The sequence below is a fragment of the Roseomonas sp. TS2 genome (genome assembly GCF_058833935.1).
Genome location: NZ_JCACVY010000009.1, coordinates 1 through 16,045 on the forward strand (window position 1 = coordinate 1; position 16,045 = coordinate 16,045).

General features: G+C 69.8%; 18 protein-coding genes. 12 read left to right on the forward strand and 6 right to left on the reverse strand.

All coding sequences use genetic code 11. The features are described from left to right. Positions 1-860, reverse strand: an 860-nt coding sequence (motA, locus tag ACZJYS_RS03315; protein ID WP_493175786.1) for a flagellar motor stator protein MotA, incomplete at its 3' end; no start/stop codon positions are given. A 117-nt stretch (positions 861-977) separates the two neighbouring features. On the opposite strand from motA, the gene ACZJYS_RS03320 reads away from it, so the two are divergent. After that, positions 978-1,994, forward strand: a complete 1,017-nt coding sequence (locus ACZJYS_RS03320) for a hypothetical protein (protein ID WP_493175787.1) — start codon at positions 978-980, stop codon at positions 1,992-1,994. A gap of 44 nt (positions 1,995-2,038) precedes the next feature. Here the strand turns inward: ACZJYS_RS03320 and ACZJYS_RS03325 are convergent, their stop codons facing one another. After that, positions 2,039-2,296: a hypothetical protein gene (locus tag ACZJYS_RS03325; RefSeq protein WP_493175789.1), complete on the reverse strand. Its 258-nt coding sequence runs from the start codon at positions 2,294-2,296 to the stop codon at positions 2,039-2,041. A 365-nt stretch (positions 2,297-2,661) separates the two neighbouring features. Here ACZJYS_RS03325 and ACZJYS_RS03330 point away from each other — a divergent pair, with 365 nt between their 5' ends. Further along, positions 2,662-3,195, forward strand: a complete 534-nt coding sequence (locus tag ACZJYS_RS03330) for a hypothetical protein (protein WP_379650790.1) — start codon at positions 2,662-2,664, stop codon at positions 3,193-3,195. A 42-nt stretch (positions 3,196-3,237) separates the two neighbouring features. Here ACZJYS_RS03330 and ACZJYS_RS03335 read toward each other — a convergent pair whose 3' ends face one another. The 4 genes from ACZJYS_RS03335 to ACZJYS_RS03350 are packed head-to-tail and all read right to left on the reverse strand — an operon-like array spanning position 3,238 to position 6,258. After that, on the reverse strand, positions 3,238-3,954 hold the full coding sequence (locus tag ACZJYS_RS03335; RefSeq protein WP_379650792.1) for a MotE family protein: 717 nt from the start codon (positions 3,952-3,954) through the stop codon (positions 3,238-3,240). 18 nt (positions 3,955-3,972) lie between these two features. Then, positions 3,973-4,650: a hypothetical protein gene (locus tag ACZJYS_RS03340; RefSeq protein WP_493175790.1), complete on the reverse strand. Its 678-nt coding sequence runs from the start codon at positions 4,648-4,650 to the stop codon at positions 3,973-3,975. Positions 4,651-4,662: 12 nt separating this feature from the next. After that, positions 4,663-5,724: a FliM/FliN family flagellar motor switch protein gene (locus ACZJYS_RS03345; RefSeq protein ID WP_379650796.1), complete on the reverse strand. Its 1,062-nt coding sequence runs from the start codon at positions 5,722-5,724 to the stop codon at positions 4,663-4,665. 3 nt (positions 5,725-5,727) lie between these two features. Continuing rightward, positions 5,728-6,258, reverse strand: a complete 531-nt coding sequence (locus ACZJYS_RS03350; RefSeq protein ID WP_493175791.1) for a flagellar basal body-associated FliL family protein — start codon at positions 6,256-6,258, stop codon at positions 5,728-5,730. A 202-nt stretch (positions 6,259-6,460) separates the two neighbouring features. Between ACZJYS_RS03350 and fliF the strand changes: the two genes are divergently transcribed. The 10 genes from fliF (at position 6,461) to flgK (ending at position 16,035) form a co-directional block, all read left to right on the forward strand. Continuing rightward, positions 6,461-8,056, forward strand: a complete 1,596-nt coding sequence (fliF, locus tag ACZJYS_RS03355) for a flagellar basal-body MS-ring/collar protein FliF (protein ID WP_493175793.1) — start codon at positions 6,461-6,463, stop codon at positions 8,054-8,056. Next, a complete protein-coding gene (locus ACZJYS_RS03360) occupies positions 8,053-8,721 on the forward strand; it encodes a FliH/SctL family protein (protein WP_379640571.1) in 669 nt (222 codons plus the stop codon). Before fliF ends, ACZJYS_RS03360 begins: the two co-directional genes overlap by 4 nt. After that, the gene (locus tag ACZJYS_RS03365; protein WP_379640457.1) at positions 8,718-8,999 is read left to right on the forward strand and encodes a FliM/FliN family flagellar motor switch protein; all 282 of its coding nucleotides are present in this window, start codon (positions 8,718-8,720) and stop codon (positions 8,997-8,999) included. Before ACZJYS_RS03360 ends, ACZJYS_RS03365 begins: the two co-directional genes overlap by 4 nt. A gap of 27 nt (positions 9,000-9,026) precedes the next feature. Then, positions 9,027-9,839, forward strand: coding sequence for a flagellar type III secretion system pore protein FliP (gene fliP, locus ACZJYS_RS03370; RefSeq protein ID WP_493175796.1), 813 nt, complete (start codon positions 9,027-9,029; stop codon positions 9,837-9,839). After that, complete coding sequence (locus tag ACZJYS_RS03375) at positions 9,836-10,129, forward strand: hypothetical protein (RefSeq protein WP_493175798.1); 294 nt, start codon at positions 9,836-9,838, stop codon at positions 10,127-10,129. The genes fliP and ACZJYS_RS03375 overlap by 4 nt, the downstream gene beginning before the upstream one ends. Next, a complete protein-coding gene (locus tag ACZJYS_RS03380) occupies positions 10,126-11,157 on the forward strand; it encodes a flagellar motor switch protein FliG (RefSeq protein ID WP_379640453.1) in 1,032 nt (343 codons plus the stop codon). Before ACZJYS_RS03375 ends, ACZJYS_RS03380 begins: the two co-directional genes overlap by 4 nt. A 25-nt stretch (positions 11,158-11,182) precedes the next feature. Next, positions 11,183-11,896 carry a hypothetical protein gene (locus tag ACZJYS_RS03385; protein WP_493175799.1) on the forward strand — a complete coding sequence of 238 codons (714 nt, stop codon included), beginning with the start codon at positions 11,183-11,185 and terminating at the stop codon, positions 11,894-11,896. A 59-nt stretch (positions 11,897-11,955) separates the two neighbouring features. Beyond that, complete coding sequence (locus tag ACZJYS_RS03390) at positions 11,956-12,870, forward strand: flagellar motor protein MotB (protein WP_379650807.1); 915 nt, start codon at positions 11,956-11,958, stop codon at positions 12,868-12,870. 111 nt (positions 12,871-12,981) lie between these two features. Beyond that, positions 12,982-14,502, forward strand: a complete 1,521-nt coding sequence (locus ACZJYS_RS03395) for a flagellar hook protein FlgE (protein ID WP_379650809.1) — start codon at positions 12,982-12,984, stop codon at positions 14,500-14,502. A gap of 87 nt (positions 14,503-14,589) precedes the next feature. After that, the gene (gene flgK, locus ACZJYS_RS03400; RefSeq protein WP_493175802.1) at positions 14,590-16,035 is read left to right on the forward strand and encodes a flagellar hook-associated protein FlgK; all 1,446 of its coding nucleotides are present in this window, start codon (positions 14,590-14,592) and stop codon (positions 16,033-16,035) included. Positions 16,036-16,045 lie beyond the last annotated feature (10 nt).

The following is a 16,045-nucleotide window of genomic DNA, read 5'->3' on the forward strand; positions in this document are numbered from 1 at the left end:
CGGCCCGCCTCGCGCAGCTGCTCCTCCATTTGGTCGAAGCTGGGCTGCATCTTCGAGGGCACGGCCTGCCGGCCGACTTCGACGCAGATCTGGGGCGACAGATTCTCCAGGTAGCTGGAGATCACCACGCGGGCGACATCCAGCATCCGCTTCTCCTCCTCGAAAATCGCTTTCAGGCGCGAAGCCATGGGGCCGATCAGCCCGTAGGAGAGGAACACGCCGAGGAAGGTGCCCACCAGCGCTGCACCGATCATCCGGCCCAGCACTTCCGGGCTTTCGCTGATGGCGCCCATGGCCTTGATGACGCCGAGCACCGCCGCGACGATGCCAAGCGCCGGGAAGGCGTCCGCCATGCCCTGGATGGCCTTGGCGGGCTTCAGGTTCTCGTTGTGCCGCTTCTCGATGGTGCTTTCCATCATTTCGCCGACGCGGTGCGGGTCCTTGTTGTTGAGGGTGATGGTCCGCATCGTGTCGCAGATCAGGCCGCGCAATGCCGGGTCCTGCGTGAGGCGGGCATAGCGGCTGAAGATCGGCGAGGCCTCGGGCTTCTCGATATGCTTCTCGAGCTTGGCCGCGCCTTCCTTCTGGTGCGTGCGCAGCAATAAATAGAGCAGGCAGAGCACATCGCTGAAATCCTTCCGGTTCCAGCGTGAGCCCTTGAAGACAAGCCCGAAGGATTTGAGCGTCTTGGCGACGAGGGCGCCGTCACCGCCGATCAGCAGCGTCATGAAGCCGCTGCCGCCGATGATCATCATCTCGGGCCCGACAGCCCCGAGAATCACGCCCATCTTGCCGCCGGCAATCAGGTACCCGCCGAAGACGGCAACGAAAACTCCGAGGATTCCGGCGATCTGGATCATCGACTGGGGCGGCCCCGCATGTTGCGACGGTCGGGCCAGGATCTGCCCGCGCCAAGGCTCTTATCATTTCGCGCCTTTCTGTGCTATGAGCATTTTTCGCAAACCGTGAGGTCCGCCATGCCCCTTCCCGCCGCTCTCGGCACCGCGCTGGATCAGGCCGGTCTGAATGCCACGGCGCGCGCCCGCACCGAGAAGATCGGCCGCTACACCGTCGATGCCCAGGTGACTGGCGCATTGCGAAACGCCGCCAAGGCAACGGGCATGGGCTTCGAGGTGCTCGCCGCCAAGGCCGCCATGGAAAGCGGCTTCCGGGCCGAGGCGCAGGCCTCCACCTCCTCGGCGCGCGGCCTGTTCCAGTTCATCGAGCAGACCTGGCTGGGCGTGGTGCAGGCGCACGGCGCCGAGCACGGCCTGGCCAACGAGGCCGCCGCCATCACCCGCACCGGCGGGCGCTACATGGTCTCCGACCCGGCGCTGCGCAGCCGCATCCTGGCGCTGCGCGATGACCCCGACATCTCCGCCCGCATGGGGGCGGAGCATCTGAAGGACATCTCCGACGCCCTCTCCCCCGTCCTTGGCCGCAAGCCGGATGCGACGGAGCTTTATCTCGGGCACTTCCTCGGCGTGCGCGGCGCCACGGAAATGCTGCGGGCCGCCAGCAACGACCCTGGCACGGCCGCCAGCAGCATCCTGCCCGATGCCGCGCGTGCCAACCCGGCCATCTTCCGCGGCGCCGATGGCGCGCCGCTCTCCGTCCGGCAGGTGATGGACCGGCTGCGCGAGCGAGTCGGGCAGACCTATGCGCAGCTCGGCATGAACCCCCCGGCCGGGCCGGTGACGCTGGATCCCACGGCGCTGGCCAGGCTGGCCAAGCCAGGCACAGCCCAGCCCAGCGAGGAGCCGCGCTGGTGGGGCAGCGGCGCGCCGGCGCGGGTGGCGCATACGCAGGAGCAGGCGATGGTCTCCACCCTCGTGGAGGTCTTTACCCGGATGAACCGGATTGGCGCGATGCGGGGTGGCGAGGATGGCCGCAACCTGCCCGCCGAGGTGGTGGAGGCGCTGCGGGGCCAGCAGCCCGCGCCGGCCGCGGCAGCCGGCGCACAGAAGGCCTACACGGCCAGCCAGAGCATCTGAGGAATCCAATTCCGCCGGGGTGGAAAGCCGCGCCGGCGGATGCCTCAGGCGCTCAGGCTTGCCAGGGGTGGCTCCTGCCGCGACAGACGGCGATCATTCTCCCGCCGTACCTCGGCGCCATGCCGATGGCCGGTTGTATAACAGTGCCACAGCGCGATCTGCATGAAGGCCCGCAATTCCGCTGGCAGGTCCGGCGGTGCAGGCATTTCCAGGGTCTGCCAACGGGCAGAATCCTGCGGGTCTTTCGAAGACAGGCCGTCGCGCCGGCCTTGTGCCACCGCATGAGCCAGCAGGGCCTGCACGGCGCCCTCCCACAGGGCCCCATTCGTTGCGGCGGAACTTTGTCCAGCCATCGTCGTTCTCCAAGCCGAGCTTTTGTCGGATTTTCGCATTATGCACGGTATGCGAAATTCATCAAGCGAGCCAAACATCTTTCCTTCCGTCGTCGCAACCCTTACGGCGTTTTGCGAAAAATTGTGGAAGTTGCGGGAGAGTTGCCAAGCTTCTGATCCTCCGCGGAGACACCGCCATGAGCCTGTCCTTCCGACCGCGCTTCTCGCCTCTGCCGGCTCTCGCCGTCCTGGGTGCCGCAGGCATTGGCGCGAGCTTCGGCGGCATGCCGGAACTCTCGCGTCCGTCCGGGTCCGTACCCCTGATGTCCTTGGCCATGATGGCGAGCGTGGCGGGGTGGATGTGGTGGCGCAATCGCGGCCTGAATGGCCGCTTCTCGGCCCTGGGGCTGGAGGTACGGCCGCTGGCGGTGCGCCCGGCGCAGCCCGAGGGGCTGCTGCGCTTCTCGCTGGCCTCCCCGCGGGGCTGGCAGGCGCGGCAGGGCACATGGTGCCTGGAACTGACGCGGGGCCGCGCCGCGGAAGCCGGCTGGTCGCTGGCGCTGCGCCCGGCGCGCTTCACCGCCCGGCATTGGCCGCTGGCGCATGCCGCAACGCTGGACGGGTTGCTGAACCTCGCGCGCCGGCTTGCCACCCGGCCAGGCCTCCTCCTGCCGGAAGGGGCGCAGGAAGTGACCACATGGCTGGAAGGCGACCTCGAATTCGTGCTGCCGGTGGCGCAGCAGCGGATCATGGCGTTGGCAGAGGGCGGATACGCGCTGCGCAACGCGGCTGCCTGGCGCGCCATCTCGCCGCAGACCGCGGACACCATGCTGGCCCAGGGCAGTCCCGTTCCCACAAGTGGCCGCTGAGCCTGCACGCCCGCCTGCCATGGCAGGCGGGCGCCTGAAGGATCAGGGTGTCTGGGGTGTACGGAAGGCTTCCCGGCGGCCGGCGATTTCCTGCGTCACCGCCAGCGCCGCCGGCGGCTCCATCTGCGCCATGATCGGCCCCGCCTGACGCTCCGGGATCTTGAGCAGGATGATGGCGGCGCGTGGCGGCTCCAGCCGCTCCAGCACCTTTGCCGCCTGTTGCGGGCGCATGTTCACATAAAGTGCCACCAGCGCATCGATATCGGCCTCCGCCGCGGTGCTCTCCCGCACGACGAGCTGCTCGATCTCTGTCCGCAGCCGGATCAGCTCGGCGATCTGCGCGCGGGCCATCGCATCGGCGGCCTGCAGCCGCGCCTCGCGCGCCTCCAGGGATCGCTCGCGCCGGTCGATCTCCGCCTGGCGGCGCATCACCTCGGCCAGCAGGCGCGCCTCACCGGGCCGCTCCTCGCCGAGCGGATTGGCGCGCACCGGCGCAGCCAGCACGGAGGAGACGTTCGGTGTGGCGATGACGCCCTCGCGCAGCGTCACCGGTTGTTCCGGCACAGGGCGCGGCGCTTCCGGCGAGCGAGAGAAGGCCGTGCTGAAGCCCGGCATCACCGGCCAGGCTGGTCCTTCCATCAGGTTGGAAATACGGCCGGGCAGCAGCGCCGCCAGGCCCAGCGCCATCATCGGCAGACCCAGGCGTGGCCCCAGCAGGCGGCGCCGGGACGGGGCGAGGTCAGGCGGGTAGGAGGTCATGATGCGATGTCCTGGCGATCAGTCGAGCTTCACGCGGATGGTGCGCTGGGCCGGCACGGCGGCGGCCGCCGCCGGCCCCGAAAGGTCGGCGAAGAGCAGCTCGGCGGCCAGCACCCGCTCCAGCGGCGGTTCGGCCGGCGGGCTGGATGGCAGGGGGACCTGCAGGGAGGCCGACAACGGAGCCGGCAGCGGGGCTGACAAGGCCGCCGCCAGGGAGGCCGGGGGTGAGGCCGGGGGGAAGGCAGACACGTCCACGATCGGCGGCTCGGCCGACGCGGGAAAGGCCGGCGCCGGCCGGGCGGAGAGGCGGTCGGCCAGGCCGAGCGGCTCCACCAGCTCGCGCGGCGGCGCGGCGGCACGCGCGGCATTCAGCTTGCGGTTCTGCCGCAGCGCCTGGTCGAGCCGCAGCGCCACCTCCTCGGCATTGCGCGAGGCGGCCGAGAGCTCCTGCGAGAGGCGCCGGCAGGCGGTGATCTTGCTGTCCACCTCGGCGATGCCGTCGCGCACCTTCTGCACGATGCCGCCCGCCGAGGCATCGAGCCGGCGGGAGGCCTCGTCGAGTTGGGCGATCACCTCGCCCGCGCCCTCCAGGGCGCTGCGCAGGCGCCCCATCCTCCGGTAGAGCAGCGCGATCCATCCCGCCTGCGCGGCCAGCACCGTCAGCGCAGAGGCGTCGAGGATCTGTGTCAGCGTCATGGGGGTTTCTCCTCACCCGTCCTGGCTGATCGGCGTATCGCCGGGCCAGCCCTTCTCGATCACGCACTCCTCCACGCGCAGAACCACCCGATCGTCCTTCGAGGCGATCACCGCGCGGCAGACCATCAGCCCCTCGCAATGCACGTCAATCGGGTCCTCCTGCCGGCGGTCCAGCATGAAGACCGAGCCGGGCTGCCAGGAGGCCACCTCGGAGAACGGCACCGTCCGTTCCTCGATCACGGCAGTCAGGTCGACCGTGGCGCGGGGCAGCTCCTCGGCCAGGTGGCTGCGCCAGATCGTGTCGCCGCCCTGCTTCTTGCCGAGCACCTCCTGGCTCAGCAGGTCGCGCACCGGCTCCAGCGAGGCGAAGGGCAGCAGGAAGTCAATGTAGCCGCCGCGGCCTTCCATGGTGATCTCGGCGCGGAAGGTCAGCGCCGGCGCGGTGGGCTTGGTGATCAGCGCGTAGGTCGGCGTGATCTCGAAGCGTTCCAGCCGGAAGCTGGCGGGCGAGACGGCCTCGAAGGCCTTGCTCAGGTCGTTGGTGACGACCGAGACGAACTTCTCGACGAAGGTGCGCTCGATGGCCGTGTAGGGCCGCCCCTCGATCGGCTGCAGCGCGTTGCGCCGGCCGCCGAGCAGGATGTCGACCAGCGAGCCGATCAGCCGCGAATCGAGGGCGGCGAGGCAGTAGCCGTCCCACTCCTCGATGCGGATGATGCCGATCAGCGCCGGCAGGGTGATGGTGTCGAGGAAGGCGCCGACGCGCACGGGGCGCGAGCGGTCGATGACGACATCGGCGTTGTCGGCGGTGAACTTGCGGCTGGAGCTGGTCATCAGCCGCGCCAGCCGATCCACCACGATGTCGAGCATCGGCAGCTTCTCGTAGCGCACCGCGCCGCCGACCAGCGCCTCCAGCCCGCGCCGGGGCGCTTCCGGCTCGGCCGGGCCCTCGGGGCCGCCGAACAGGTCGTCGATGTCGCCCTGACCCATGGCGACGCCGGCGGCGCCCCAGTCGGCCATCGGGTCGATGGCGGGATCTTCGCCGCCCTCGGGCGGTGTCTCGGCGCCGCTCATCGCTCAGGCCACCACGAAGCCGGTGATCAGCACGTCGCGCACCTTGCCCGGGCCCAGCACCAGCTCGAGCCGCCGATGCAGGTCGCCGCGCAGGCGGTCCATGGCCAGGGCGCCCTCCATCTCGCCATCGCGCAGGGTGCGCAGGTAGAGGATGAGGCTGTCGTAGATGCGGGGGCTCAGCAGGTCGGTCTGCACCAGCGCCGGGTCTCCCATCACCTCCACCGCCAGCTTCAGGCGGAGCTGGCGCGGCCGCCCCGCATTGGGCAGCGAAAGAGTCATCTCCGGGAACTCGACGAAGCTCGGCTTGCCGGGCGAGGCCGGCGTGCTGGCCATCTCCGTCTCCTCGGCGGGCGTGCGGCCCAGCAGAGCCTGCACCTTCTCGGACAGGCCGGGCACCAGGAACCAGGCGCCCGCCGCCCCGCCGCCGAGCAGGACCGGCAGCAGCAGCAGTATCAGGAGCAGCCGCTTGCGGCCCTTTTTGGCGGGCGCCTTTTCCTGATTTTTCGCGGATTTGTCCGCGGGTGTCGAAGGCATGGTCGGCGGATCTCCCGGCGATGGCGATTTTTCGCGCGACAAGCGGAGTGGTGGCAGATATAAACCGACGTGTTCTCGCATGCCATGCTAAAAACGCTGGTGGCAGCATGGCGGGGAGAGGAGGCAGGGTCCTGGCGGCGTGATGGAGCCGAAGCCTTCGGCGCCGACGCATCTGCAGCGAGCATGGGGCGATAGAAGGTCGATGCAGCAAGTAAAGACCCTTGGACCTGGTCTGGATCTGGGGGGGCTGGGCACGAGCCTGGGCCGGCTTGGTCCTGCGAAAATCGGCGCCTTGCTGGCAGTGGCCTTGGCGGCTGTGCTGGCTGTTGTGCTGGTGGCCCGCTCTGCCGGGGCGCCGAACGGCCTGCTCTATGCGGGGCTCGAGGCGGCCGAGGCGGGACGGATCGCGGCACGGCTGGAGGAGCTGAAGGTTCCCGTCGAGGTGCGGCCCGACGGCTCCATCTTCGTGCCGTCCGACCAGGTGCCGCGGCTGCGCATGCAGCTGGCGGCCGACGGCCTGCCGCGCCAGGGCGGCGCCGGCTACGAACTGCTCGACCAGGCCAGCCCGATGCAGATGACCTCCTTCATGCAGCGCATCCAACGGCTGCGCGCGCTGGAGGGAGAGCTGGCCCGAACCATCGTCACCATGCAGGGCGTGCGCGCCGCGCGGGTGCACATCGTGCTGCCGGAGCGGGAGAGCTTCTCGCGCGATGCGCCGCCGCCCACCGCTTCCGTCACCGTCACCACCAACGGCAACCAGCGGCTGGGCGCGGCGCAGGCCGCGGCCATCCGGCTGCTGGTGGCCGGCGCCGTGCCGCGGCTGCGGCAGGAGGATGTCTCGGTGGTCGATCCCACCGGCGTGGTGCTGGCGGCCGATGGCGGCATGGGCGCCATCGCGGGGCGGATCGGCGAGATCCGCGCCGGGCATGAGATGGCCCTGCGGAAGGCGGTGCTGGACCTGCTGGAGCCGCTCGTCGGCCGGGGCAGGGTGCGCGCCGTGGCCTCCGTCGAGATCGAGGGCGCCCGGGTCGTCGCGCGCCAGGAGACCTTCGACCCGTTGGGCCAGGTGGAGCGCGGCCGCCAGAGCCAGAACGAGCAGGAGAGCAGCGAGGACGGCCGCGGCCAGGCGCCGGTGACGGTCGGCCAGAACCTGCCGAACCAGCAGGTGAACCAGGCCGCCAACCGCAGCGCCTCCACCAGCCAGCGGACCAACGAGACGGTCAATTTCGAGATTTCCTCCAAGGTGGAGGAGACGGTGCGCGAGCCGGGCGCGGTGCGCCGCGTCAGTGTCGCCGTCGTGGTCGATGGCATCATGGATGCCGAGGGCAACGCGCAGCCGCGCCCGAAGGAGGAGCTGGAGCGGCTGGCCGCGCTGGTGCGCTCGGCCGTCGGCTACGACCAGCAGCGCGGCGACCTGGTGACGGTCGATACGCTGCGCTTCCTGCCGGATGAGGGGCTTGGCACCCTGGCCGCGGCCGACGCCGGCGGCATCACCCTGAACGGAGCGCAGCTGGCGCTGCTCGGCGGCGGTGTGCTGCTGGCGGGTAGCGCGGGCCTGCTGCTGTATCGCCGGCGGCGCCGGCGGATCGCGGCGGCTGCGGCGGCTGCGGCGGCAGCCGCGGCAGCGGCGGCGGAGGCGGCTGCGGTCGAGACGATGGACGATGCCATCGCCACGGTCGGCCAGGACATCCAGATCCGCCTTTCCTCGCTGAACGCGCTGAACGAGATCATCGACCAGCGGCCGGATGAGGCGCTGGCGGTGGTGCGGAGCTGGATCGAGGAGGGCACGCCGGCATGATCGTGCGCCCCTTCCAGCCGCCCCCGCTGCGGGTGCTGATCGCCGACGAGGATGGCAGCACCGCCGCGCGCCTGGCGGCCGAGGAGCGCATCCGCCTCCAGGCGCTCGAGCTTGGCCGGCAGCGCGGCTTCGAGGAGGGCATGGCGCGGGGCCGCAGCGAGGGCGAGGCGGCCAGCCGCGCCCTGGCGGAGCAGGCCATGCAGGCCGCCCTGGCCACGCGCGGCCAACAGGGTGCCGTCGCCGCATCCGAGGCGCTGCAGGCCCTGCTGAAGCGCCGGGCAGAGGACCGCCGGCAACTGGATGCCGAACTGCGCGCCGCGCTCGTGGCGGCGCTGGAGGCAGTCTTTCCCGTGCTGCTGGCGCATGCCGCGGGCGGCGAGGTCGCCGCCCTGCTGGCGCAGGCGCTGACCGAGCGCGGCACCGACACCATCACCCTGCAGGCCCACCCCGATACGCTGTCGGCCGCGGAGCAGGACGGCTTTCCCGCCGGGCCGCTGCCAGACCGCATCCGCCTGCTGCCCGACCCGACGATGCCCCCGGGCCAGGCCGAGGCCAGATGGACCAATGGGGGCCTCCTCTACGATCCGGCGGCGCTGATGGCGCGGGTGCTGGCCATTCTGGGCGACACGCCGGCGGATGACACGCCACAGGAGAAGCAGCAGTGAGCGAGAGCGCCCCCAACGAGAACCCGTTCCTCGCCGAGCGCAAGCCCCGCATCATGGACATTCCGGTGAATGTGCAGGTGGTGCTCGGCAACAAGCGCCTGCCGATGGCCGCGCTGTTCAACCTCAGCCGCGGCTCGGTCATCGAGTTCGACAAGAAAGTCGGCGAGCCGATCGACCTGATGGCCAATGAGCGGCTGATCGCCCGCGGCGAGATCCAGATCACCGATGATGGCCGGCTGTCGATCTCCATCACCGAGATCGTCTCCTCGTCCAGCTGACCCCGACCTTTCCCGAGAGCGCGCAGAATGCCGCTTCCTCTCTCCCGGCTGGCGCCGACACTCTGGTGGGGCGGGCTGTGCGTCGTGCTGCTCCTGATGCTGGCCTCGCCGGCGCTGGGGCAGAGCGTCTCGCTCAACCTTGGCCCCTCAGGCGGGCAGATGGCCGCCAGCGGCGGCCAGAGCCTGACCACCAACGTGGTGGCGCTGATCGTCGCCACCACGCTGCTGGCCATGGCGCCGGGGCTTCTGGTGGTCGCCACCTCCTTCACCCGCATCGTCGTCGTGCTCTCCATGCTGCGCACGGCGCTCGGCCTGCAGCAGTCGCCGCCGAATACCGTCATCGTCAGTTTGGCGATGTTTCTCTCCGCCTTCGTCATGGCACCCGTGCTGGAGCGCGCCTGGAACGACGCGGCGCGGCCGCTGATCGAGGGCGCCATCACCGAGGAGCAGGCGGCCGAGCGGGCCATCCTGCCCTTCCGGGGCTTCATGGAGGCCAATGTGCGGGAGCGCGACCTGGCGCTGTTCATCGACATCGCCAAATGGACGCCGCCGCAGGGGGAGGCCGCCACGCTCAGCCGCTCCGAGCGGGCCGCGGTGCCGCTGCACATCCTGGCCGCCGCCTTCGTCATCTCGGAGCTGAACAAGGCCTTCCAGATCGGCTTCCTGCTGTTCCTGCCCTTCCTGGCGATCGACATCGCCATCAGCTCGGTGCTGATGGGCATGGGCATGATGATGCTGCCGCCCGTGGTGGTCAGCCTGCCGTTCAAGCTGATCTTCTTCGTGCTGGTGGATGGTTGGACGCTGGTGGCCGGCGCCCTGGCACGGAGCTTCACCACATGAGCGGCGCCGTGCCGCGCCGCCTCCGGCGCCGCCGCGCCCTGGCCTCCGCGCTGCGCCGCGCCGCGGCGCAGGAGGGCGAGGCGGCACCGGGGGTGGCAGCCCTGGCAGCGCGGGTACAGGCCATTGCCGACAGCCAAGGCGTGATCCTGCCGCCTGAAGCCGATCTGCCGGAGCGCCTGGCCCGGCTGGAACGCGGCGCGAGCCTGCCGCCCGAGCTGGCACCGGTTCTGGCCGCCCTGCTGCTGCCCCTCTTCCGCCTGCGCCTCGACCCGCGGAGCACCGACCGATGAAAGCCCCCGAAGCACGCCGCGCCGTGCGCCCTGTCGAGACCAAGTCCGACCCGCTTGCCGATGTGGCGGTCCTGTTCATGGCCCTCGACGAGAACCGGATACAGACCCTGTTCGACAGGCTGGAGGAGCATGAGATCCGCCGCGTCAGCCGGGCGATGGCCAATCTCGGCAAGGTGGACATCGACCAGGTGGAGCGGGTCATCACCCGCTTCCGCCACGAGGTGGGGCGCACCGGCACCGTGATCGGCACCGCGGAGACGACGGAGCGCCTGCTGCGCCGCATGCTGCCCAATGACAAGGTCAGCGAGATCATGGACGAGATCCGTGGTCCCGAGGGCAAGACCATGTGGGAAAAGCTGGCCAACATCTCGCCCGAGGTGCTGGCCACCTACCTGCGCACCGAGTTGGCGCAGACCTCGGCGGTGATCCTGGCCAAGCTGCCCGCCCAGCACGCGGCACGCGTGCTGACCCTGCTGCCCAAGACCTCGGTGGACGAGATCGTGCTGCGCATGGTGCGGATGGACAGCATCCAGAAGGGCGTGCTGCAGGACATCGAGCAGACGCTGCAGAAGGAGTTCATCACCAATCTCAGCCGCAGCTACGAGCGCGACAGCTCGCAGATCGTGGCCGAGATCATGAACCGCGCCGACAAGGGGCTGGTCGAGCACCTGATGCGCCAGATCGAGGCGCGCGAGCCGATCGCGGCCAGCCGCATCAAGCGCATCATGTTCACCTTCGACGACCTGATCCGCGTCGACCGCAGCACCTTCGCCACGCTGGTGGCCGAGTGCCCGGCCGACAAGCTGCAGATTGCCCTCACCGCCGCCAGCCCCGAGCTGCGCGAGCTGTTCCTGGGCAGCATGTCCGAGCGCGCCGCCACCATGATGCGCGACGAGATCGAGAACATGCCCGCCCAGCGCCGCAAGACCGTGGAGGATGCCCAGGGCGACCTCATCACCATTGCCAAGCGGCTGGCCGATGAAGGGCGGATCTTCATTCTGGACGAGGACGAGGTGGGCGAGAACTGAGGCGGGAGGGAGGGCAAGGGACCGCATGACATCGCGCGAGGACAGGCTGGGGCCAGTGCTGCCCGTCTCCGCCCCTGCCGAGCGCGAGGCTGGCGCCGGCTACGCCGCGGCGGCGCGGGCGCTCAGCGCCGTTCCGCCGCTTGGCCGCGCCCTGGCGGAGGCCGATCCGCCAGGGCATCCGCGCCTGCGGGCCGAGGCCTTCCTGGAGGCTGGGGCGGCACCGCTCCTGCCCGGCGGCACCGCGGGGCTGACCCTGCCATTGGCCCTGGCGCTGCTGCGGCCGGAGCCCGGACGATGGCTGGGAGCGGAATGCCTGGAAGCGCTCGCCGCCGCATTGGGGCTGACGGCCGCGGAGACGCGCGCGCTGCTGGACGCCCCCCCGCAGCCGCCCGCCCTGCTGGGTGAGGCGGCACTGTGGAGTGGCCGCAATGTGCCGCTGCTCAGCCCTGCAGGCGGGCTGCTCTGGATGGCGGTGTTCTGGCGGCCCGACCGTTTGGGACGGACCCTGCGGCCGGACCGGAATGCCCTGGCCGTGCGCTTCGCGCTCCCTGCCACGGGCAAGGTCGAATGGCGTGCCAGGCTGGAGGAGGACCGGCTGGACGCCGTGATGGAAACCGAATACCCGCTTTCGCGAAATTTCCTGGCGGATTTGCAGGACGCCTTCCTGGCTGTGCTGGATGCGCTGCGTCTGCAAGGCAGCTTGACGGTGCGGCACACGGATCAGGAGCGCGGGACTTGAAATGCGAAAAACGATCAATGTAAAGATGATCTCCGCCAAGGAACAGGCCACCCCGCCGCATGAGCGCCGATGACCACCTGAAACGCCCGATCATCATCAAGCGGCACCATGGCGACCATGATGAGGAGCATGGCGGCCAGTGGAAGATCGCCTACGCCGACTTCGTCACGGCGATGATGGCCTTCTTCCTGGTGATGTGGCTGCTCTCCAGCACCTCTGAATCGCAGCGCGAGGGCATCGCGCAGTTCTTCAGCGCCTCCAGCATCCTCGACCTGCCCTCCGGCAATGGCGCGCTGGATGGTGGCCGCTCGGTCCTCGTGGCGGGCGATGACCGCCAGGATTCCCTGACTCGCACCGAAGATGGCGGAATGCCCCAGCAGAATGAGGCGAGCGAGGCGGTTATCAGCGCCAGCCAGGATACCGAAAGCGTACCGATGCGCGACCCGATCGAGCGCCAGCGCTTCGAGGCGATGAAGGCCGAGCTGGAGCGCCAGATGCAGAGCGAGGCGATGCGCGAGCTGGCCCAGAACATCCAGCTGGAGCTGACGCCCGAGGGATTGCGGCTGCAGATCTTCGACCGTGACGGCGCACCGATGTTCCTGCCCGGCGCCACGGAGCCGACCCCGCGCCTGTCACGCATCCTGGAGGTGGTGGGCGGCGTGCTGGCCACCGTGCCGAACGAGGTGGTGGTGGCCGGCCATACCGATGCGCAGGCATTCTCGCGCGGGCAGTACGGCAATTGGGAGCTGTCCACCGACCGCGCCAACAGCGCGCGGCGTGCGCTGGAGCGCACGGGCGTCACGCCGGACCGCATGTTCCGCGTCGAGGGCAAGGCTGCGGTCGAGCCGCTGGTGCGGGAAGCGCCGAACGATCCGAGGAACCGCCGCATCGCCGTGACGGTGCTGCGCTCTGATGTGGTGGCCGAGGCCCGCGCGGCCGCGGCGCGCCGCAACACTCCCGAGCCATGGCGGTGAAACCGCGCGGCTCCTCCGGCCTGCCGGCAGAAGCCGGCGCCGGTCCCGACCCTATCCGGCCGGCTCGTGCCGGCCATTCCCCGTGCCACGCTGCTTTGTGAGGGACCGCCGATGACGGCCATCAATGCCCTGCGTACCAGCACCTCGGGCCTGAACGCACAGGCCACCAAGCTTGCCGGTATCTCCAACAACATCGCCAACAGCTCGACCGTCGGCTACAAGCGGGTCGATACGCAGTTCGAGAGCCTGGTGCTGGAAGGCTCCAGCAACGGCTCCTATGCCATGGCCGGAACCGCCGCCAAGAACCGCGTCGAGATCAGCAAGGTCGGTCAGGTGCAATCCACCGGCGTGGACACCGACATCGCGGTGAACGGCAACGGCTTCCTGGTGGTGAACGAGGAGGCGGGCAGTGGCGGCAAGTACCTGGCCACCCGCGCCGGCTCCTTCCGCCCCGATGCGCTGGGCAACCTGGTGAACTCGGCCGGCTACTATCTGCAGGGCGTCAAGCTCGGTGCCGATGGCGAGCCGCTCGGCACGCTGGGCGACAACAATGTCGACAGCCTCTCGACCGTCAACGTCAACAACATCAGCGTGGCCTCGGCGCCCACCACCGAGATGCGGGTGTGGATGAACCTGCCGAAGGACGAGACGGGCTTCTCCAACCCGCCGCCAGCCGCCAATGCCTTCGTCAGCAGCATCGACTATTACGACGCGACGGGCGGCACGCAGACCCTGACCTACCGCTACACTCCTGTCCTTCCCGAGCAGGATGGCGCTTCCGATACCAGCACGTGGACGCTGGAGATCTTCGACAGCGCCTCGGGCGATCTGGCCTCGACCGACATCTATGACACCACAAAGCGGATCGCCGCGGTCGGCCTGCAGTTCTGGAGCAATGGCGACAATGCCGGTACCCTGGCCGCGGTGTGGGACCAGACCGCGCAAGCCGCGGGCACCGCGCAGGTCGCTGCGGGCTTCACCGTTCCGGTCGGCTCCTCCCCCCTGCTGACCGGCGTTCCCAACCCTGCCACCTATGGCGCGACGGCAGCCACCCCCGCGACGGATTACGGCACGCCCGACAATCTCGCCGCCGCCAATGTGCTTGGCACCTACGACTCCGAGAAGGGAGTCCTCACCGTCAGGGTGGGCGTGCAGGGCGGCTTCGCGGGCACCGATCTGCCGATCACCATCGGCACCTTCAGCAGCTTCGAGGGCATGACGCAGCTCACGGGCAGCTACCTGCCCACCAAGATCGAGAAGAACGGCTCGGCCTTTGGCCTCCTGGAGCGTGTGTCCGTGGCCGACAATGGTGAGGTCATCGCCACCTTCTCCAACGGCAAGTCGCGCCCGATCTACGCGCTGAAGCTGGCCGTCTTCCCGAATGCGAACGGGCTGAACCCGGTGCGCGGCGATGCTTTCGAGATGTCGCTCGATGCCGGTGCGGTGCGCCTGCTCGATCCCGGCACGGGGGCGTCTGGCACCACCTCCGGCGGGGCGCTGGAATCCTCCAATGTCGATATCGGCACGGAGCTGACCAACCTGATCGAGACGCAGCGCGCCTACAGCTCCAACGCCTCGGTGGTGCGCACGGCCGACCAGATGATGGAAGAGGCGGCCAACCTGAAGCGGTAACGCCGCCGATGGGGTGGGCGGGCCCGGCCCGGGCCCTTCCGCACCTCTGGCCGCCGGGCCCGCCACGCATCAACTGGAGGCCGAAGCATGTCCATCCAAGCCGCCCTGTCCAACGCGCTCTCCTCGCTGGCCGCCGAGCAGCGCCAGTCCTCGATCCTGGCGAACAACATCGCCAACGCCAACACCCCCGGCTATGTGCGGCGCGAGATGCCGCGCAGCGAGCGGCTGGTGGCCGGTGTCGGCGCCGGCGTGACGGCGGGCACCACCCAGCGCATGGGCGATGCCGCCCTCGCCGCCGCCTCACGCGTCGCGGATGGTCTTGAAGGCTACGCCAAGCGGATGAAGGAGGCGCTCGAGACCTACAACAGCACGGTCGGCCAGCCTTCCGACGACCGCTCGCTCTCCTCCAAGCTCGGCGCTTTCGAGGAGGCGCTGACCACCCTCTCCTCCGCGCCGGACAATGCCGTGGCCCAGAGCCAGGTGCTGGCCGCCGCGCAGGATCTGGTGGAGGCGTTCCACACCATGGACAGCGCCATCGCCGATGCCCGCGTGCAGGCGGATCTGTCCGTGGCGCGGGATGTCGAGGCGGTGAACACCGCGCTCGACGATCTTGCGGAGGTTGACCGGCAGATGGCCGTCGCCAGCGCGCGCGGCGTCTCCACCGCCGAGGCCGAGGACCGGCGCGACACCCTGCTGGCCGAGATCTCGAGCCGCCTGCCGGTGCGCATCTATGACAACGGGCCTGGCCACCTGCTGCTGATGACCGATGGCGGCACGACGATCTACGACAGCACTGTCGTCCACCGCCTGACCTTCACCCACACCCCGACCATCCCGGCGGAATCGCGCCACCCCGCCAGCCTCTCCGCGGTCGAGGTGGACGGGCAGGCGCTGCGCATGTCCGACAGCGGCAGCATCGCCGCCTCGCTGCAGATACGCGACGTCACCCTGCCGCGCTTCACCGATATGATCGACCAGGTGGCGGGGCGGCTGATGCAGTCCTTCCAGGAGGCCGACACCACGCTCACCGGCCAGCAGGCGGGTTTGTTCGTCGAGCAAGGGGCGGCCACCTGGGACCCGGCGGCCTCTTTCCTCGGCCTCTCCCGCAAGATCGCGATCAACCCGGCGGCCGATCCGGAGCAGGGCGGCGCGCTGTGGAAGCTGCGGGTGGGCATGCAGGCGGCGACGGATGATCGCGCGGCCGATAACAGCTTCATTCTGCGCGCGCTGGACGAGATGGAGCAGTCCCGCGCCTATGACAGCAGTTCGGGCCTGCCCGCCTCCATGAGCCTGTCGCAGGCCGCATCCCAAAGCGTCGGCCTGATGCAGAGCGAGCGCGCCATCTGGTCGGACCGGGCCGATGCGCGCGGCCGGCTGGCGCTGCAGGCGCGCGAGGATCTGGCCAACAAAACCGCTGTGAACATCGATGAGGAGCTGCAGCGCCTTCTGGTGGTGCAGCAGACCTATGCGGCCTCGGTGCAGGTCATCCAGACCGCCGCCCGCATGCTCGAACAGCTTGAACAGATCCGCTGAGGCTGAGGGA